A 19,687-nucleotide genomic window follows, 5' to 3' on the forward strand; every position below is an offset into this window, starting at 1 on the left:
TTCCTCGGATCACCGCCGCGAACCGGCGGATCGCGCCGCCGCACATCGCGATGTCGATCGAGGAGCGCCGCTCGATTTCGGAGCTCTGTTCCCGGGCTCGCGAGGATCGTTCATGTCCCGAGACGAAATTTCTCTTCAGGACGCCACCGATGGCGGGCGACGAACGTTTGAACGCGCCCGACAGGGTGCCCGCGGCTCACGGACCGAGGTCGACCACCTCCACGCCAGACATCCCGAGGGAGCAGATCGCGACGCCCCCGTGGAGCGTGATTTCTCTCACGTCCCCGGAGACAGCGATCGGTGTCCCGAGCGTCATGTTGTCCAGGTCCGTCGCGTCGAGCACCGAGAGAGAGGCAGGGGCATCGTCGACGAGGACGAGGCGCGCGCCGTCCACTGCGCGCGCGTCGTCGATCTCGAACTCATCCATGTTGCGCTCGGCACGCCGGATCGCGCCGTCCCGCAGCCCCCCGGCCACCAGGAGCGCTCGCTCCGTGCCGTCACGATCGCCGTTGCCCGAGCTCTCCGCGCGCTCCCTCGTGATCGGCATGAAGGCGCGATCGTCGCCGACGAGCGCATAAAACCCGGAGGCGGCATCGTCGATCGGGCTTGCGTCCCGGAGCGTCGCGCTCGCTCCGTCGATGTCCACGAGCTTGAGCGTCCGCCTGAACCCCAGGCAGGTGCCCCCGCCCCCTGAAGAGTCGCCCCGGGGCGCCGGCACGAACTTCGCGCCGTTTCCGAGGCTGCGCGAGCACTCTCCGCTCGTCGACGCCGGGCGCTCGATCCGCTCGTAGTCGGTCGTGAGCAGCCGGCTCGAGGGGCGATCGAACAGGAGGAGCGATCCAGGCACGTTGATCGGAGCGCTCACGACCGGCGAGGACGGGTCCGAGACGTCGACCCGGTCGAAATAGAAGCGCGCCTTCGAGGGGTCGCCCGGCAGGGGCGTCCAGTGCGAGGTCAGCACGGTGGTGCCGTCGAGGAGGAGCCTCGTGCGGCCGGCCCCCGCCGGCAGCGAGACCCTCGCGGAGATCGTCGGCCGCGCAGGATTTGCGATGTCCACGATCGTGAGCCACGGCGTCTCGCCCCCAGGCGAGCCCTCGACGCCTGTTTCGACGCCGCCGTGGAGGAGGACGAGGGTGCTGCCCGCCTGGACCACGCTGTCGCCCGAGTTGAGGAGCGCGTCGGGAAGTCCGAAGTAGAGGGGGCTCTCGCCGAACGGAAGATCGAGCTGGCTCGCGATGCGCGGAGCGGCCGGCTCGCTCACGTCGATGACCGCCAGGCGCGCACGCCTGTCCTGCGCGCCCGGCGACGTCAACCAGAGCAGGTAGAGGTGCTGTCCGTGCGTGAACATGTGCAAGGCGACGGACAAGGTGCTGCCACAGGACCACGGCGCGGCCTCGACGAGCACGGACGTGAGGTCGAGCGCGCCGAGCGGCTCGACGCGGCCGGGGTCGGAGAGCGGCACCACCTCGAGCCGCGGGTGGTATGACGGCCAGTCGGCGACAAGCCGCGCCACCACGTCACCGACCACCCTCGTGCGCCGGATGTCCATCGCGAACGGGATCTCCGCGAGCTCGGCCGGCGCGTCGCGGTCCGCGAGGTCGAAGGCCGCGAGCTGCTCGCCGTCAAAGGCGAGGAGCTGCCCCTCGTGCACGAGCGCGCGCCGCACGGGCGCGCGGTGGCGAGCGACGCCGCGCTTCGTGAGCGTGTCGCCCGTGAAGTCGATGAGCTGGACGCCGCCCGTGCGGACGTCGCACTCCGCGCCCTCCTGGCTCACGACCTCGGAGCTCTCGTAGGGCACGACGATGGCGCCGAGCGCGTCGAGGACGGCGAAGGCCCTGTGGATCCTTGTCCAGTCATCACCGACGCTCGCTTGATGATCGCCGAAGGCGACGTGATCAAGCACTGTGGGGGCCGCGAGGTCCGAGACGTCGAGGAGCGAGACGCCGAGAGAGCCGTCCGCGTCGCGGTCGGCGGGCCCGACGGTCAGGAGGCGGTCGCCGCGCGGCTCCAGGTAGAGGCCCCCGGCCGGCAGCGCGATCTCTCCGCGCAGCGCGGGGCTCGCCGGGTCGCTGAGGTCGATGGTGAACAACGTCTTCGCCGCCTGCGCCGTGGCCGCGTAGGCGCGATCGCCATCGAAGCGGACGCCGAGCAGGCGCTCGGCCTGGGGCGAGCGAAGCTCGGTGGTCGCAAGGGGGGCGAGCTCCGCAGAGGACGCGACGGAGAAGGTCTGCACGCTGGGCACCCTCTCGCCCGCGGGGAACCCAGGCTGGCTGATGACGCGGAGGACGCCGGCGTGCTCGTCCATCTGCCAGGGGCTCTCGATCAGCCCGTGGGCCCCCACCATCGCGCCCCCGACGAGATCGCCGCCAGGATCGGAGATGTCGATGACCTGGATGTTGGAGCGCCCTCGCGGGTTGGAGGCTCCCCGCAGCGCGCCGGAGACATACAGGCGCTCCTGGGTGGCGCTCACGGTGCTGGGTCCCCGCCGGTAGCCCGCGGAGGCATCGACGTCGTAGCGGAGCTCGTCCACGACGTGGATCGCGGTCGGGTCGGCGATCGAGAGGGAGGTGACGGTTGTATTCGGATCGCCGGTGCACCCCCAGCACGCGCCGTCTTGCGCCGTGACCGCATAGAGCACGTCGCCGACGAGGTGGACGTCGGTGAGGGTGCCCGGCAGGGCCAACGACCCGAGAGGCCGGATGTCCGTCGGGTCGGCGACGTCCAGCGCCTCGACACGGCTCACGTTCACGGTGCGGGGCCCCTCCGACCCGTCACCGGGAACGCGCTCCTCCGCCGAGGAGAACAGGGCATAGACGACGCCATCACGAACGACCATCTCGAACGGCCTGCCGCTCGACCGGCGCTGACCGAGGAGGCTCGGGTGCTCGGGCCGGGAGACGTCGACGACGCTCAGCCCACCGTAACGCGAGAGCGCGTAGAGCTTGCCGCCGTCCACCTGGACGAGATCCGCCGCCTCGATGACGTAGACCACGTAGTTGCCGTCGTCGTCATCGGCGGGCGCGGCGCCACCGGCGCCGCCGCCGGTGGCGTCGACGCCAGGAGGTGCCGGAAGGGGAGCCAATGGATTGGCCGAGATGAACCCGGTCAGATCGGTGTCCGTGGAGGGACCCGTGGATGTCGTGCCCCCGGTCGTGCTGCCGTTGCAGGCGGCCAGCGCAACCGACCCGGCGATCACAGAAAGCGCCAGCCACCTGGCGCGAGCTCGATTCACGATGATCAAGGCGACCTCGCTACCGAGGGCAAGTCGCAGGGCCGCGAAATGCTGCCATCATGTGCCACCCAGCTCGGCACCTCCGGAGCTACGCAAAATAAGTACCACGCATTGAATCCTGCCGGATTCTGATCCACGGGCAAGTGTGCCGCCCCATGCGTGCCATAATGAGCAACCCATCGGATTGCCGCGACCCCCTCACTGGCACGACTGCTCGCAGACCGCCTCCGGGTCGATGAATGCGCGAGCCCCCATCGGCGCGCGGCGCAACGACGCTCGGAGCAAGCTGCTCATCCAGCCGATGGCTGGGAGCTCATCATCACGGCAACGGGGTCACCCCTCTGCCGCTGCCGCGACCTGGCGGAGCTGCGCCCCGAGCTCGGCGCCAACGCACGCGCACAGGCGCGCGTGCTCCGGCGTTCCGCCTGCCATCGCGAAGATCTCGCCGTTCAGGAACTCGTGCTTCGTCGGGCTCGCCCGCTCCTGCTCGAGGTACTCGGCGTATGTCCGGACGATCCCGCGCGCCGGCTCGTTCATGGTCCGGCAGTATGCCACGCCAGCGCGTCGCGCCCCTATCCTCAGCGCCATGCCCACGATCCAGAGCACCGCCGAGATCGACGCCGCCTCCGACGAGCTCTTCGCGCTGTCCCAGGACTACGACCTCCGGCTCGAGTGGGACCCGTTCCTCCGCGAGATGCGCTACCGCGACGGCGCGACCGAGCCCGCCGTCGGCGTGAGGGTGTGGGTGCGGGCGAAGAACGGGATGTCCATGGAGGCCCGTTACATCACGCTGAACCCGCCGGAGCAGGTGGCCGTCACCATGGTCGAGGGGCCGCGGATCTTCCGCCAGTTCTCGGGCGCATGGCTCTTCAAGGCGCTGTCGCCGCAGCGGACGCGCGTCACCTTTCGCTACAACTTCACCGCGCGCCCGCAGGTCCTCGCCCCGGTGCTGGAGCCGGTGATGGCGGCCGTGCTGAAGCGCGACATCGAGCAGCGCCTCGCAGGGCTCAAGCAGAGCGCCGAGACGACGGACATCCTGCAGCGGCTGCCGCGGCGCGGCCCGGCAGCCGTCTGACGCGCGGCGAGGTTGCGCGGCCGGAGCTCAGCGCGATCCGCGCTCCGCGGGCGCGCTCCACCGCCAGGCCGCGCGCGTCCGGCGACGAGCGCGCGCGAGCCCGAGCCCGAGCCCCGCGAGCGCGAACGCGAGCCCGCCGCCCGGCCGCCCCTCGCCGCCGATCTGGCACTGGCATCCGGAGCCGCTCTCGCCGTCTGTCGAGCCCGGCTCGGGCGCCGCGCCGCCGCCGCCGCCCCCGGCCCCGCCGGCGCCCGTATCGGGGCCGGGCGGCACCACACAGGCGTGCGCCGCGGGGTCACAGACCTCACCGGCACCGCAGTCCGCCTCGCTCACGCACGCGACGCACGCCGGCGTCCCCTCCACGAGGGCGCAGCGCGGCGTCTGGGCGCCGCACGGGCTGCACGAAGGCCCGCAGAAGGCGTCGATGGCGCACGGCGCGCACAGCGCGGCGTCGTTGCAGTAAGAGCCCGGCTCGCAGCCGGTCGCCTCTCCAACCATGCCGGCCTGATCGCGGCCGCACTGCGAACACGTGTCCTCGTCCGACGCGGAGGCGTCGCCCGCCACGCTCCGATGGAACGCCGCCGGCTCGAGGAGCGTGAAGCCGGCCATCGCAAGGCTCGTGCCGGCGAGCTCGCCGGCACCGAGCTGAAAGTCCTGGAACTCGCCTACCAGAAGAGACATCTCGAGCTCTGAATGCTCGACGATCCCGGCGTAGAGGAGCTCTACCGGGTAAAGGCCCTCCCGGGCGAACGTGACAGTGTTCGTCATGCGCCAGCTCGGGCGGCCGAGCGCGGGGGACTGCACCAGCACCGGATAGGCGGCCTGGGCCGCGTCGTAGATCACCAGAGCCACGGCGTCGTCGGCGTAGAGGCCGAAGTGGACCGGCTTGTCGACGTTCTCGGGCGGCACGGCCAGGTAGCCGCGCAAGCGCATGCCGAACGACACGTCGGGTTCGTTCGCATTGAAGGCGCACCCTCCTGTCGGGCACCCGTCGACAGCATCAAGGAAATCGCCGAAGCGCCACTCGCTCCCAGCTTCGTAGTTGTTCGATAAATCGAGCGGTGTGCGCACCACGGAGCTCACGAGCTCTTCCTGCCCCGCATCGAAGAACGTGGTCATCTTCTCGATGAACTCCGCGGCACCGGCCAACGGGGCGTAGAAGTCGCCCTCCGGGTCCGTCGATAACCGCTGCGCGCCGCACAGGCCGGTGCCTGGCTCGGCGGGGAGCGGCGCTACCGGATCTCCGGCGATGATCACCGGCGCGGCGCTCGCGGAGCCCGATGCCCCCAGCGCAATGGAGAGGGCGAGTACGAAAGAGATCGTCAGTCTGGAAGGTCGGTGGAACATTGTCGCTCCGAGCAAGGGAGACAGCACAACTACGCGGCCGCTCGCGGACACCCCGCGGCTCACTGGACGCCACGTTATCCCGCGCTGGTAAGGCGGAGCCCAGAAATCCCCCTCGCCGGCACGATCCCGACGGTGAACAGCGGAGTGTCCGCCCTCGCCGTTCCGTTCGCCGGCGCGCGCGCCGGGCCCTCATCAACCTACTAGCCGCGCGAGCGCCTCCCGCGACGCTCCGGCCCCAGGGTGGCGCAGGCGCTCCCGCAGCGCCGCCGCCTCGGCGAGCAGCTCCCGCCCTCGCGCGCGCTCCTCGCCGCGCGCCGTCGCCGCGCGCGCCACGCCCGCCCAGTGCAGCGCGTCCGCCCGCGCCCACGCGTCCTCACCCGCCCACGCCACCGCCGCGTCGGCGAGCGCCGCCGCGGACGCCGCGTCCCCCGCGCCGCGGGCCAGCGCGCACCGCGCGGCGACGATCGCGAGCCGCGCGCGGAACGGGCCGAACCCGCACACCTCCGCGGCGTGCAGCCCCGAGAGCGCCTCCCGCGCGCCGTCGTCGAGCCGGCCGGCCGCGAGCGCGATCCGCGCCGCGAGCTCGTGGCACCGCAGCGCGACCTCCACCTCGCCCGTCGCGGAGGCCCAGCGGCGCGCCTCGACGAGGTGCGCCTCGGCCGACGCGACGCCGCCGCCGCCCTCCAGCAGCGCGAGGCCGAGCAGCGTGTGGCCGTGAGCGACGTGCCCCTCCCAGCCCCGCCGCCTGCACTCGGCGAGGTTCCGCTCCGTGGCCTCGCGCGCCTCGTCGTGGCGCCCGAGCGCGAGGTCGTGCTCCGCCTCCCAGAGCGCACGGCGCGCCACCGGCGCGTCGCCCAGCCGCCGCAGGATCGCGAAGCGCTCGCCCGCCGCGTCGACCTCGCCGAGATCGTGCAGCACTGCGCCCAGGAGCGCCTGCGCGCGCGCCGCGTGGGCGCGATCCGCGGCGCGCTCCGCGATCGCCGCCGACCGCTCGAGCAGGCCGCGCGCGCCGGTCAGGCCGCCCCGAAGCCGCTCCGTGTACGCGAGCGTGCGCAGGCCGGTCGCGAGCATCGCCGGGTCGGCGAGCGCCCCGGCGAGCTCGTTGTGCGCCTCGTAACAGGCGCAGGCGAACGCGAGGTCGCCGAGCGCGCCCGCGTAGAGCCCCGCGTCGTAGGCCAGGGACGCGCGTACCCGCGCGGGCAGCGAGGCCGGCATGCCCCGGGGGTCGTCGCCGCCGGCGAACGCGCGCAGGATGCGGGCGCCGCGGGCCATGTCGCCGAGCTTGAGCCCGAGGTGCGCGAAGCCCCCGAGGCCGAGCGCGTAGATCTCGTACGCCTCGCGCGCCCGCCCCGCGCCGAGCAGCTCGGTGAGGATGGCCTCGTACGCGTCGACCGCCCGGCCCTCCTGCGGCGCCCGGCGCGGCGCCTCGTCGAGGCGCGGCGGCGGCGCGGCGTTCCCCGCGGCGTGGACGCGCTCCGGCGAGACCCCGAGCAGCGACTTGAAGTGCTGCCGCACGAAGGGGTGCGTCGAGTAGCAGCGCTCGTCCGGGCGCGCCGCGAACACGAGCCCCAGCCGCTCGAGCCGCGCGAGCCCGCGGGCGAGCTCCGCGGCGCCCCACCCCGCCATGGCGCCCGCGATCTCGCCGCCGGCCCGGATCAGCTGGAGCAGCGCCTCCTCGCCGGCGCCGCCAGGGAACACCGAGAGGCGCGCGAGCAGATCCCGCTCGCCCGGCGGCAACGCGCGCGCGTAGGCCGAGAGCACCGAGCTCAGGCGGCGGGCGAGGACGTCGTCCTGCTCGGCCTCGGCGAGGTGCGCCGCGTGCGCCGCGGTGAGCCGGCGCGCGTCGCCGCCGAGGAACGCGCCCACGTAGGAGCCCAGGACGGCGACCGAGAGCGCGTGGCCGCCCGTCGTCTCGAAGAGCGCGCCGAGGGCGCCGTCGTCACCGCGGATGCCCCAGCGGCGCAGGAGCGACGCGGCGTCGCCCTCGCAGAGCGACCCCGGCCGGATCGTCGCGAGCCCGCCCTCGGCCCAGGCGGACAGATCGGCGAGCTCGAAGCGCGATGTGACGAGCGCCCGCGCGCCGCCGAGCCCCGCGGCGATCGCGCAGAGCAGCCGCCGGAGGAGCGCGTCGTGGAGCTCGCCGTGCGCGCGCCCGGCGCCCCCCTCGGCCTGCACGGTCTCGATCCCGTCGAGCACGATCAGGTGCGGCGGCCCCTGCCCCAGCGCCTCTTTCAGCCGCGCGAGCTGCTCTCCGGGCGCCGCCGGCGGCCGCGGCGCCGCCGGGCCCGAGGCGCCCGCGCCCAGCGCGAAGTAGGCCGCCGCCTGGTCGAGGAACGCCTCGGTCCTGGGGTCGTCGTAGAAGCTCCAGACGAGCACCCCGCCGGGCCGCGGGGCGTCGCCGAGCCCCTGGAGGAAGCGCTCGGCGATCGCGGTCTTGCCCGCCCCGCCCACGCCGAGGAGCGCGATCACCCGGGGGCACGGCGGTGATACGTCGGCCCACGCGGCGAGCCGATCGAGGATCTCCACGCGCCCGACGAAGTGCCGCGCTCGCTGGAGCGTGTGCGCGTGCAGCGGGCGCCAGCCCGGGATGGCTCCCTGCGACGCCATGGGCGCGCCGGCCGTCGCCTCCGCTGCCGGCCCGCCAAGCGTCCTCTCGGCCACGGCAGGCGCCCTGTCAGCCATCGCGAGCGCCTCCGCCGCCCGCGCAGGCGCCCTGTCAGCCGCCGCGATCGCCTCCGCCGGCCCGGCAGGCGCCCTCTCGACCCCGGCGGGCGCCTCCACGCCCTGGCTCGCTGCACCCGCTTCCTCAGCGGTGGGATCCACCGGCGCCACCCCGGCCTCGACGACGAGCAGCTCCGCCTCGGCGAGGCCGAGCTCGGCGCCGATCCTCTCGAGGATGCGCCGCCGGGACGGGCTCCGGACCGAGAAGCCGAGCCGCGGATCGTTGACGTCGCCCGACTCGTAACGGCGGTAGGTGCGCACGTCGACGCCGATCGACGCGGCGACCTGCTCCTGCGTCAGGTCGAGCTCGAGCCGCGCCCGCTGGAGGAGCGTGTGGTTGAAGCGGACCGCGGGCTCCACGCCGCGGCCCGCCCTGGAGACCCGTGCCATCGGTGCGAGCGCTCGATCATCGGCGATGCCGCGCTCTCGTGTCCACCGCGCCGCCCGGTCCTGCCCGGTCCTGCCCGGTCGCGCCCTTCCGGATCCGGTCCGCCAGGACACACGCTCCCGGCATGAGCACGATGCACGCCGAACGACCCGCCCAGCGCACCGCCTACACCGACGATCTCCGCATCTTCACGGTGACGAACGTCCTGTCGCCCGACGAGTGCGAAGGCTTCATCGAGCTCGCCGAGGCGCGAGGCTTCGAGCAGGCGCCGATCGGAGGCACCGAGATCGTCCACCTCGAGGTGCGCAACAACGGCCGCGTCATCATCGACGATGCGGACCTCGCCGCGCGCCTCTGGGAGCGGCTCGCGCGGTGGACGCCGCCGAGCTTCGGCCTCCACCGCGCCGTCGGGCTGAACGAGCGCTTCCGCTACTACCGGTACACCGAGGGCGAATATTTCAACTGGCACGGCGACGGGTCGTTCGTGCGATCCGACGGCGAGCGGAGCCTGTTCACCGCGATGATCTACCTGAACGACGGCTTCGAGGGCGGCACGACCGATTTCTGGGGCGGCCAGAGCATCGCCCCCCGGCGCGGGATGGCGCTCCTGTTCGAGCACCGCCGGCTCCACCGCGGCGCCCCGGTGACGCGGGGGAGCAAGTACGTGCTCCGCTCCGACGTCATGTACCGGCGCGGGTGACGCCCAGCGCGGCCCGCGCGGCGCCTCACCGGGGCGCGGCGCCGAGCGCGTCGGCGAGGCGCGGCAGCACCTCGCCCGCCAGGGCATCGATCTTCAGCGCGCCGAGCTCCTCGCCGCGCGCGGCGCCGAGGTTGATCATCGCGATCGGGATGCCTCGCTGCGCGGCGCGCAGCACGAAGCGGTAGCCCGAGAAGACCGCCAGCGAGGAGCCGACGACGAGGAGCGCGTCCGCCGCGTCCACGAGCGCGAACGCCGCGTCGACGATCGGCCGCGCCACGTTCTCGCCGAAGAAGACGACGCGCGGCTTGAGCAGCCCCTCGCAGCGGAGGCACGGCGGCGCCCGGAAGCCGGCCACGTGCTCGGCGGGCAGATCGGCGTCGCCGTCGGGGGCGAGGTCGGCCGCGAGGCGCAGCCAGCCGGGGTTCTGCGCGAGGAGCCGCTCCTGGACGGCCGCGCGCGGCTCCATCGCGCCGCACTCGAGGCAGGCGACCTCCGAGAGCGTCCCGTGCAGCTCGATGACGCGGCGGCTGCCCGCGGCCTGGTGCAGGCCGTCGACGTTCTGCGTGATGAGGCCATCGAGCGGCCCGCCGTGCTCGAGCCGCGCGAGGGCGCGGTGGGCAGGGTTGGGCTCGGCCCTGGAGAACCGCTCCCAGCCGATCACGGCGCGCGCCCAGTAGCGCTGCCGGATCTCGGCCGAGCGGGAGAACTCCCGCCCCTGGATCGGGTTCCGCGCGCGGCGCCGCGTCTCGGGCCCTCGATAGTCCGGAATGCCGGACTCGGTGCTGCACCCCGCGCCCGTCAGCGCCACGATCCGCCTGCCGCGCAGGAGCGCGACGAGGTCGTCGAGCGGATCGGCCGAGCGCGCTTCGCTGAGCGGCATACACCCGGGTTGTGGCCCGCCGCGGAGCGCACCGCCAGCGTTTGACGACGCGACCACGCGACCACGCCAACGAGCTCCCCCACAACATCTCGCTTGACCGGCTCACCGCACCACCATATGTAGTGCCCCATGTTGGTGCCTCGGGCTCGGCCCGGGGCTCAAAAGGGAACCCGGTGTGAATCCGGGGCTGCCCCGCAGCGGTAAGCGAGAACGATCTCCACGACGCGCACTGGCCCTCGGGCTGGGAAGCGGTGGACCGTAGGAAGCCGGCGAGAGCCGGAGCGCTCGCAAGTCCGAAGACCTGCCAACATCCTGCGTCGGGGAGACATCCCGCGCGGGTTTGACCTGGAAGCCTCGAGGGAGGCGGGTAGGTCCGAGCTGGCGCAGACTCTCGCGCTTGTCCCGGTTCCGACCCCCTCCCGCGTTGTCTTCCTTTCGCCCGCGGGGGCGAGCGGTCGGTCCGAGGGCTCCTCCAACGAGCCTGGCGCACGCGTGCGCATCGGCTGGCCTCTTCGCTCTCGCGGCATGGACGCGAGCGGTCCGGGACCGCTCGGAACGAGCACGAGGAGGATGCCATGCTGAACGAACCGTTGGTGAAGAGCAACGGCGCGGCGCCGCTGCGCGCGCTCCACGCGCCCGCCCTGAGGAGCGCCGGCGCGGAGGAGACGCTCCCGCACACGACGATGCGGGTGAAGAAGCGGAGCGGGGCGAGCGAGCCTGTCGATGTCAACAAGATCGTCCGGGCCGTGAGCCGCTCTTGCGCCGGCCTGTCCGACGTGGACGCGCTCCGCGTCGCGACGAAGACCATCAGCGGCCTCTACGACGGCGCGACGACGCGCGAGCTCGATCAGCTCTCGATCCAGACCGCGGCGTCGCTCATCGCGGATGAGCCCCAGTACGCGAAGCTCGCGGCGCGCCTGCTCGCCACGACCATCGACAAGGAGGTCCGCAATCAGGAGATCCACGCCTTCTCGCAGTCCATCGCCGTGGGTCGGCGGCTGGGCCTCATCAACGATCGGCTCCACGCCTTCGTGGCGCAGAACGCCCGCAAGCTGAACGACGCCATCGAACCGGGGCGCGACCACGAGCTCGAGTACTTCGGCCTGCGGACCCTCTACGACCGCTATCTCCTCAAGCACCCCGAGGCGCGCCTCGTCATCGAGACGCCGCAGCAGTTCTTTCTGCGCATCGCGTGCGCGCTGTCCGAGACGGCGGCGCAGGCCATCGAGCTCTACCGGCTCTTCTCGTCGCTCGACTACCTGCCGAGCTCACCCACGATGTTCAACGCCGGGACGAGCCACGAGCAGCTCTCGAGCTGCTTTCTGCTCGACTCGCCGGAGGATCACCTCGAGACCATCTACCAGCGCTACACCGACGTCGCGATGCTCTCGAAGTTCTCGGGCGGCATCGGGCTCGCCTACCACCGGGTGCGGTCGCGCGGCTCGCTCATCGAGAGCACGAACGGGCACTCCAGCGGGATCGTGCCGTGGCTCAAGACGCTCGACGCGTCCGTGGCGGCCGTGAACCAGGGCGGCAAGCGCAAGGGCGCCTGCTGCGTCTACCTCGAGCCGTGGCACGCCGACGTCGAGGAGTTCCTCTCGCTGCGCGACAACACCGGCGACGAGGCCGCGCGCACGCACAACCTGAACCTCGCGAGCTGGGTCCCGGACCTCTTCATGAGGCGGGTCGAGGCCGACGGCGAATGGAGCCTGTTCGACCCGAAGGACGTGCGCGATCTCCCCGATCTCTACGGCGAGGAGTTCGATCGTCGCTACGTCGAGGCCGAGCAGGCGGGCATCGCGAAGAAGACGATGAAGGCCCGCGAGCTCTACGCGCGGATGATGCGCACGCTCGCGCAGACGGGCAACGGCTGGATGACGTTCAAGGACAAGTCGAACCGCGCCTGCAACCAGACGGCGCTGCCGGGACGGGTCGTCCACCTCTCGAACCTCTGCACCGAGATCCTGGAGGTGACCTCGAACGAGGAGGCGGCCGTCTGCAACCTGGGCTCGATCAACCTCGCTCGCCACACGATCGCGCGGGAAGGCTGCGTGGTCGGCTTCGACTTCGAGAAGCTCGCGCGCACGGTGCAGACCGCGGTCCGGCAGCTCGATCGCGTCATCGACCTCAACTACTACCCCATCGCCTCGACGAGGCGATCGAACCTCCGCTGGCGGCCTGTCGGGCTCGGGCTCATGGGCCTGCAAGACGTGTTCTTCCAGATGCGCCTGCCCTTCGACGCCCCGGCCGCGCGGGACCTCTCCAGGCGGATCTCGGAAGAGGTATATTATCACGCGCTCTCGACCTCCGCGGACCTCGCGGCGGAGAAGGGGCGACACCCGGCGTTCGACGAGACGCGCGCCGCGCGCGGAGAGCTCCAGTTCGACGCGTGGGACGCCGTCCCGGAGGACACGGCGCGCTGGGACGCGCTCCGCGCGCGCGTCCAGGCCGAGGGGCTCAGGAACTCGCTGCTCGTCGCCATCGCGCCGACGGCCACCATCGCGTCGATCGCTGGCTGCTACGAGTGCATCGAGCCGCAGGTGTCCAACCTCTTCAAGCGCGAGACGCTCTCGGGGGACTTCCTGCAGATGAACCGCTACCTGGTCGTGGAGCTCAAGCGGCTCGGCGCCTGGAACGACGCGGCGCGCGCCCGGCTCAAGCTCGCGGAGGGCTCGGTCCAGGGCATGGACGAGCTGCCGGAGGAGCTGCGCGCCGTGTACCGGACGGCGTGGGAGATCCCGATGCGCTCGCTCATCGACATGGCCGCGGATCGCGGCGCCTTCATCGATCAGAGCCAGTCGCTGAACCTCTTCGTCGAGAACCCCACCATCGGTCAGCTCTCGAGCATGTACTTCCACGCGTGGAAGAAGGGGCTCAAGACGACCTATTACCTGCGATCGCGCCCCGCGACGCGCATCGCCAAGGCCACGGTGGAGGCGGCGCCCGACCGCGCGCCCGAGGGCGACGCCGGGCCGCGCCGCCAGGGCGGCTGGGTGACCGCGCCGCCGGCGAAGGCGGCCGCGGACGTTGCCTGCGCGCTCGAGAACCCCGAAGCGTGCGAGGCTTGCCAGTGAGCCGCGTCAGCCGCCCCGCGCGCCTCCTGGATCCGGGCCAGTGCCTCACGCTGCGCCCGATGGCCTATCCGGCCTTCTTCGAGATGTACCGCGCCGCCATCAAGAACACGTGGACCGTGGAGGAGGTCGACTTCTCCACGGACGTGGGCGACCTGCGGAGGATGACGGACGCCGAGCGGCACCTCGTGCAGCGCCTCGTCGCGTTCTTCGCCACGGGAGACTCCATCGTGGCGAACAACCTGGTGCTCAACCTGTACAGGCACATCAACGCCCCGGAGGCGCGGATGTACCTGTCTCGGCAGCTCTACGAAGAGGCGCTCCACGTCCAGTTCTATCTGACGCTCCTCGACACGTACATCCCCGATCCGGAGGACCGTCACCGCGCCTTCGCGGCCGTCGAGAACATCCCCTCGATCCGGCAGAAGGCCGATTTCTGCATGAAGTGGCTCGATTCCATCGAATCGCTCGGGCGGCTGGACTCGCGCGCCGAGCGGCGGCGGTTCCTCCTGAACCTCATCTGCTTCGCCGCCTGCGTCGAGGGGCTCTTCTTCTTCGGCGCGTTCGCGTACGTGTACTTCCTGCGCTCGCGCGGCCTGCTCCATGGGCTCGCCGCCGGGACGAGCTGGGTCTTCCGCGACGAGAGCGCGCACATGCGCTTCGCCTTCGAGGTCGTGAACACGGTGCGGCGCGAGGAGCCCGAGCTCTTCGACGCAGGCCTCTCGCGGTCGATCCTCGACATGATGGATGAGGCGATCGCCTGCGAGGCCCGGTTCGCCGAGGATCTCCTCGGCGCCGGCGTGGCGGGCATGTCGGCGCGCGACGTGCGCCGCTACCTCGAGTTCTGCGCCGACCAGCGGCTCGCCACGCTCGGCATGCAGAGGCGCTACGGGGCGAAGAACCCGTTCTCCTTCATGGATCTGCAGGACGTCCAGGAGGTCACGAACTTCTTCGAGCGCCGCGTCTCCGCGTATCAGGTCGGCGTCTCCGGGGAGGTCGTGCTCGACGCCTCGTTCTGACGTCGATCGACGTACCGCCCGCAGGGGCCGATCAGAGCCCGCCGATCCCTCGCGGCGGGAGCCCGATCTCGGTGTCGACGGTCGCGTCCTCCAGCGGCTCGAGCGCGCCGTTCGCGGTCACCTTCCAGCGCCGAAGCTTGTTCTTCTCCGCGTCGCTCAGCAGGCACACGTCGCCGCAGCCGGGCGAGCAATGCACGCCGCCGAAGGCGTACGATTGGGTCGCCTCGGCGAGCGGCGTGACCTCGCCCGTGGCGATGCTCACGGAGAAGGCGCGGTCCCCGGCGGCCGCGCCGCCCGCGAAGGCCGTCGCGAGGAGGACGTCCTCGGAGGCGAAGTCGAGCGAGGGCTGGACCGCGGCGCCGAGCGCCGTGCCCACGCCGAGCCGCTTGAGCTCCTCCGGCGGCGACGTGCGCGCGTCGAAGATCACGATATCGCTCGTCGCCGGATCGTACTCCATCGTTTCAGCGTTGAAGCGGCTCGAGCAGGCGACGGCCAGCCGCTCTCCCGAGGGCGACACGGCGACACGGCCGCAGCCGTAGAGCCCCTGGAGGTCGACCGTCCACGCGACGGCGCTCTCCTTCGGCGAGACGCCCACGAGGCGCCCTTCACCCACGGTCGAGAGGTCCGCGGCGAGCCGGCCGAGCGCCACGACCACGTCGTCGCCGACGCGCGCCATCCCCGACGGGCGCGGCAGGAGCCCCTCTTCTTCCTCCGGCAGGGCGATGCGCCCCGCGATCGAGTAGTCCTTCATGTCGACGATCAGGAGATCGCCGCCCTCGTCGAACGGCTCCGCACCCGGGCTCGGATTGCTCCCGTAGCGCGACACGAGCGCGCGGTCCGCGCCCACCTCGATGTAGTCCTGAGGGTTCGACTCGAACCCCTGCCCGACCGGGAGCTGCGCGAGGACCTCGGCGGTCTCGAGATCCATCCAGGTGATCACGTTCGTGCCGAACCGATCGAGCAGGACGACGCGGCCGGACGCCGGCGCAGCCCCCGGGACGTCCACGTCGCCGGACAGCGCGAGGCTGAGCCCCGGCTTCGCCGCGCCGCTCGACACGAAGGAGGGAGACAGGGTGGTCCCGTCGAGCTCCGACACCACGATGTTCGTCGACTCGTAGTCGCTCGTCACGATGACGACGCCGCTCTCACACGCGCCCGGACCATCGCCGGGGACGCCGCCCGTCGACGGCGGCGGCGAATCCACGTTGCACCCGAGGAGCGGAATCGAGATCGCGATCGCAAATAGACTGACCTTCACCATGTTGACTCCAGTGTGAAAAACACGCTCCGTCCTGGGAGCGGAAACCCGACGGCATCCGTACGCCGCGCGTCCAGCAGGTCCGCGACGCGACCCCTCACCGCGAGGTGCCCGCCGAGCCACATCGCCTCCGCGTCGACGTCGACGGTCGCCTGCTCCGCGATCACGCCGAGGCCGGCGGGGTCGGCGTACCGGCTCGACTGGTACACGGCCCGGAGCTCGCCGGACGCGCCCGAGAGCACGGCGCCGTCCGGGCGCTTCCACTCGGCGTGCAGGCGCGGCGCGACGACGAGGCGCGATCGGAACGGGAGGACGTCGTTCCTGATCGTCCGCCCGGGCGTCGTGTCCCGCGGATCGAGCGCCGTCGCGGCGATCTCCGCGCGGAGGAACGGGGTCACCTCGACCCCGGCCAGGAGCTCCGCGCCCACGACGCGGGCGCGGCCGACGTTGTACGGGGTCACGTACCCCTGGCCGGAGCGCGCGTACGCGACGAGCCCGGACACCGCGCTCCCGAACGCGAACACGTCGATGAAGGCGCCGCGCACAACGGCGCCGCGCCCCGTCTGCGCCCGGATCCCGGCCTCGATCGTCGCGCCGGACTCCGGCTCGAGCTCCACGTTGCCGTGGACGACGCCCGAGACGCCGTACACCTCGCCGAGCGTCGGGACGCGAACGTAGCGGCCCACGGTCGCGAGGAACCGGAGCCGGTCGCTCCCCGCCTCCACGCCGAGGCGGCCGGTCGGGACCAGCACGTCGCAGGCGCGCTCCCGGTCCGCGCCGGTGGCGTGGCACTCTCCGCTCGCGAGGGCGTGCAGCGCGAGCCCCTCGCCGAGGCGCGCCTCCGCGCTGACGGCGCCGCGCGCGAACGAGCGCCGCGCGCGCGCGAGCGGGACATCGTCCGGCGCGCGCGAGATGCCCTCGCGCGCGACCGAGACCACGGGCCGCACCCGGAGGCGGTCGGCGAAGGCGAGCGTCGCCCCGAGCGTCTGCTCGAGGCGGCGGCCCGCGAGGCGGAGCTCCGGCGTGAGGAGCGCGAGCTCGAAGAGGGGATCGTGCACCTCCGAGCGCGCGTCGATGAACGAGGTGCGCGCCTCGAGCGTGTGCTGCGCCTCGCCGCCGAAGGGCACCCGCGCCACGACGGACGCGAGCGCGCGCCGCGACTCCCCCCGCGCCCTCCGGGACGGCAGGAGCGCGAGCCTCGGCATGCCCTGCTCGCGATCGGTGCCGTTCGCGATCACGTCGACGCTCGCGCCGCCCCCGAGCTCGACGCGCGCGAGCGCCCAGGCGTCGATCGTGCGCACGTCGGCGTTCTGCCGGCGCTCCAGGGTGTCGTCGCTCGCGTCGAAGAGCGTCCCGCGATCGTTGGCGAACGCGTAGCGGTTCTCGGCGGCCTCCGCGCTCACCCCGACGATCGCGCTCACCGGGCCCGCGCTGGCGCCGGCGAACGCCCACCCGCGCCGCGCGCCGAACGAGCCCGCCATCGCGCCCACGCCGGCCGTCGTCCGGGAAGGCCGCCGCGGCTCGAAGAAGATCGCGCCGCCAGGGCCGAGGCGGTCGGCCTCGACGGGCGCGTTGCCGCGGTAGATCTCGACGCGCTCGATGAGCCAGAGGGGCACGAGCGAGAGATCCGCCGTCCCCACGACGTCGTCGTTCAGGCGAACGCCGGCGAGGTACACCGGCGTCTGCGTGGCGGTCGCTCCCCGGAGGGCGGCGGTCGCCGGCCCGCCGAAGCCGCCCGTCTCGGTCACGTGGACGCCCGGCTGCGTGCGGAGCACGTCCGCCGCCCCGAGCCCCGCGCCGGTGAGGCGATCGCGGCTCAGCACCGACCCCGCGACGGACCTGTCCTTGGGCGGCGCGGGCGCGCGCACGCGGTCCCCCTCGACGCGCACCTCCAGCGGCGGAGCGGCAGCGCGATCGCCTGCCTGCGCTCCTTCCGGTTCCGGCCCGCGCAGCTCGTCGGCGCGGGCGGCCCGCAGGCCTGCCACGGCGCAGCCGACCGCGAGCGCGAGCCCGCACGCCGCGCCGGCGCTCCGGCGGCCATGCGACCGACGATCAGAGGAATCCACCATTCACACGCCGCCTGCCCGCGTCGACCCAGCGCTGCTCCGGGTGAGCTGAGAGCCGAAGCGAGGGGGCTGCGTGACGGCTGCGGCACCGCGCGCGAGCGAGGTGGTCCAGAGCCTGCGCGCCTTCCCCTCGAAGGCTCAGGTCAGCGCGCGCCAGACCACCGGCGCGCGCACCTTCGGCAGGTCTTCGGGCTCACGGGCGCTGCGGCCGTCGCCGGCCGCTCTCCTACTGATCACCGCTTCCCAGGCCGCTCGGGTGCGTCCCAGTGCTTGTTGGTGATGGTCGTTCCCGTTCACCGCTGCGGGGGCAGCCCCGGATTCTCACCGGGTTCCCTTTTCAGCTCGCCAGGTGTTGGCCGGACGAGCACCGATGGCGGGGCGACACGTTGCACCCGTCACGCAGGATGTCAACGCAGAAGCGAGAGCCCAGCGCGCTCCGTCCCCGGGCCCACCAGCGACGCACACCCGAGACAGAACCGGAATTCGCTTGACAGTCGTGTACGCGCGTGCCGTGGGTCACTCGAAACTGATTTTCCTTATTAGAAGCAGGCCGCCCGCGACGTGACGTCCAGCGCCCGATGATCCAAGCCCGCGCGGCGGCGACGGCCGCTTCCACGTCTTCGCCAGGGGACGCGGACTGGGAGACCCGAGCGCGCCCGCCGTCAGCGCTGCTCGTCGCGGGGGCGGAGCTGGAGGTCGAGGAACCGCGCGATCACCTCGTGCGCGAGCGGCAGGTTCCCCACCTGGCAGTGGCTCGCCGCGTGGTCGGCGGCCGTGAAGATGCGGGCCGTCACCGACCGCGCGCCCGTGAGCGCCTCCATCTGCTGCGTGAGCTGGTGGAGGGGCACGATGTGGTCGGCGGTTCCGGCCAGGAGGAGCACGTCCTGCCGCACGCGCGGCGAGGCCGCGCGGGTGTTCATGGCGCGCAGCCAGCGCACGAAGTCCGCCGGCGTCCGCGAGCCGCTGATGTGCTGCCCGTGCGCAAGGGCCCACGCCACCTCCGGGCCCGCGCTCGCCAGCGATGCGAGCGTCGCGTTCACGGCGTCGTCGTCCCCGGCGTCGCTCTTCTCGGCGAGGGCGCGGGCCAGCGCCGGGGGCATGCGGGCGGCGAAGCAGTCGTAGAAGTCGAAGAGGATGTTCCAGGCGACAACGCGCTCGATCCTCGGCTCGTGGGCCGCCGCGCGGATCCCCAGGCAGCCGCCCAGCGAGAGCCCGATCAGGCTCGCGCGCTCGATGGAGAGGTGGTCGAGCACCGCCGCCACCGGCTCCTCCCAGGCCGGACTCATGGTGAGGCCGTGCCGGCGCAGCGCCGCGCCCTGGCCCGGCCCCTCGAACATGACCACGTCGAAGCCCTGGGCCGCGAGATCCGGCCCCCAGAAGAAGAACTCCTCCATGTAGGAGTCGAAGCCGCCGTGGAGCACGATCGTGTCCCGCGCCGGCCCGCGCGCGGCGAAGCGCACGGCGGGGAGGACCCCGCCCCGGAACGGGACGTCGCGCCGCTCCAGCGGCAGCGCCGCGGCCACGCGATCGAAGTGCTCCCGATAGGCGTCGTAGCAGCGACCCTTCTCCGGATCGCCGAAGGGCAAGTAGAACTCCGCCGCGCGGAAGTAGCTCGAGGCGTGGAGGTGCCGGCCCTCCGCCGCGGTGCGCTCGGCGAGCGTGCGCATCGCGCGGCTGAAGTCGGCCGCGGAGCTCACCTCCCCGGCGAGCTTCGTGACCTCCGCCTCCTCCATCACCGGGAGCCAGCGGTTGAGCTGGTAGTTGAGCGCCACGTCGCGGTGAAAGGACCGGTAACCGATCGGGTAGTCGACCAACTTCGCCTCCGTGCGCCGCAGGGGACCCGCGGGCGGCGCCAGCGGTCGGAGTCAGACACCTGTTTGAGTCTCGGGCAACCAAATCAAACAACTGTTTCAATCGACGGCGGTGTGCT

The 19,687-nt window shown here is 72.6% G+C and carries 12 protein-coding genes and 2 riboswitches; of the genes, 4 read left to right on the plus strand and 8 right to left on the minus strand.

The window, feature by feature from the left end; translation table 11 throughout:
• Positions 1-196: 196 nt before the first annotated feature.
• Complete coding sequence (locus tag WME90_RS20095; protein WP_437282776.1) at positions 197-3,196, minus strand: beta-propeller domain-containing protein; 3,000 nt, start codon at positions 3,194-3,196, stop codon at positions 197-199.
• Positions 3,197-3,565: 369 nt separating this feature from the next.
• A complete protein-coding gene (locus WME90_RS20100; RefSeq protein WP_437282777.1) occupies positions 3,566-3,787 on the minus strand; it encodes a Uma2 family endonuclease in 222 nt (73 codons plus the stop codon).
• A gap of 31 nt (positions 3,788-3,818) precedes the next feature.
• Here WME90_RS20100 and WME90_RS20105 point away from each other — a divergent pair, with 31 nt between their 5' ends.
• Positions 3,819-4,307 carry a type II toxin-antitoxin system RatA family toxin gene (locus tag WME90_RS20105; RefSeq protein ID WP_437282778.1) on the plus strand — a complete coding sequence of 163 codons (489 nt, stop codon included), beginning with the start codon at positions 3,819-3,821 and terminating at the stop codon, positions 4,305-4,307.
• Positions 4,308-4,334: 27 nt separating this feature from the next.
• Here WME90_RS20105 and traA read toward each other — a convergent pair whose 3' ends face one another.
• Positions 4,335-5,654, minus strand: coding sequence for an outer membrane exchange protein TraA family protein (gene traA, locus WME90_RS20110; protein WP_437282779.1), 1,320 nt, complete (start codon positions 5,652-5,654; stop codon positions 4,335-4,337).
• Positions 5,655-5,846: 192 nt separating this feature from the next.
• Positions 5,847-8,765, minus strand: coding sequence for a helix-turn-helix domain-containing protein (locus WME90_RS20115; protein WP_437282780.1), 2,919 nt, complete (start codon positions 8,763-8,765; stop codon positions 5,847-5,849).
• A 122-nt stretch (positions 8,766-8,887) separates the two neighbouring features.
• Here WME90_RS20115 and WME90_RS20120 point away from each other — a divergent pair, with 122 nt between their 5' ends.
• Positions 8,888-9,463, plus strand: a complete 576-nt coding sequence (locus WME90_RS20120) for a prolyl hydroxylase family protein (protein WP_437282781.1) — start codon at positions 8,888-8,890, stop codon at positions 9,461-9,463.
• A 25-nt stretch (positions 9,464-9,488) separates the two neighbouring features.
• Here WME90_RS20120 and WME90_RS20125 read toward each other — a convergent pair whose 3' ends face one another.
• Positions 9,489-10,343, minus strand: a complete 855-nt coding sequence (locus tag WME90_RS20125) for an NAD-dependent protein deacetylase (protein ID WP_437282782.1) — start codon at positions 10,341-10,343, stop codon at positions 9,489-9,491.
• A 116-nt stretch (positions 10,344-10,459) separates the two neighbouring features.
• Positions 10,460-10,666: riboswitch (cobalamin riboswitch) on the plus strand.
• A gap of 252 nt (positions 10,667-10,918) precedes the next feature.
• On the opposite strand from WME90_RS20125, the gene WME90_RS20130 reads away from it, so the two are divergent.
• Together WME90_RS20130 and WME90_RS20135 are read left to right on the plus strand one after the other, a co-directional pair.
• The gene (locus WME90_RS20130) at positions 10,919-13,417 is read left to right on the plus strand and encodes a ribonucleoside-diphosphate reductase subunit alpha (protein WP_437282783.1); all 2,499 of its coding nucleotides are present in this window, start codon (positions 10,919-10,921) and stop codon (positions 13,415-13,417) included.
• Positions 13,418-13,476: 59 nt separating this feature from the next.
• Positions 13,477-14,433: a ribonucleotide-diphosphate reductase subunit beta gene (locus WME90_RS20135; RefSeq protein WP_437283627.1), complete on the plus strand. Its 957-nt coding sequence runs from the start codon at positions 13,477-13,479 to the stop codon at positions 14,431-14,433.
• Positions 14,434-14,464: 31 nt separating this feature from the next.
• On the opposite strand, the gene WME90_RS20140 is transcribed toward WME90_RS20135, so the two are convergent.
• From WME90_RS20140 to WME90_RS20150, 3 genes are all read right to left on the minus strand, one after another.
• The gene (locus WME90_RS20140; RefSeq protein WP_437282784.1) at positions 14,465-15,694 is read right to left on the minus strand and encodes a hypothetical protein; all 1,230 of its coding nucleotides are present in this window, start codon (positions 15,692-15,694) and stop codon (positions 14,465-14,467) included.
• Positions 15,688-17,760, minus strand: a complete 2,073-nt coding sequence (locus WME90_RS20145; protein ID WP_437282785.1) for a TonB-dependent receptor plug domain-containing protein — start codon at positions 17,758-17,760, stop codon at positions 15,688-15,690. Before WME90_RS20145 ends, WME90_RS20140 begins: the two co-directional genes overlap by 7 nt.
• Before the next feature lie 158 nt (positions 17,761-17,918).
• A riboswitch (cobalamin riboswitch) is annotated at positions 17,919-18,144 on the minus strand.
• Between the two features lie 275 nt (positions 18,145-18,419).
• A complete protein-coding gene (locus WME90_RS20150) occupies positions 18,420-19,571 on the minus strand; it encodes an alpha/beta hydrolase (RefSeq protein WP_437282786.1) in 1,152 nt (383 codons plus the stop codon).
• Positions 19,572-19,687 lie beyond the last annotated feature (116 nt).

It is taken from the genome of Sorangium sp. So ce375, assembly GCF_051473855.1.
Lineage (GTDB): Bacteria > Myxococcota_A > Polyangia > Polyangiales > Polyangiaceae > Sorangium.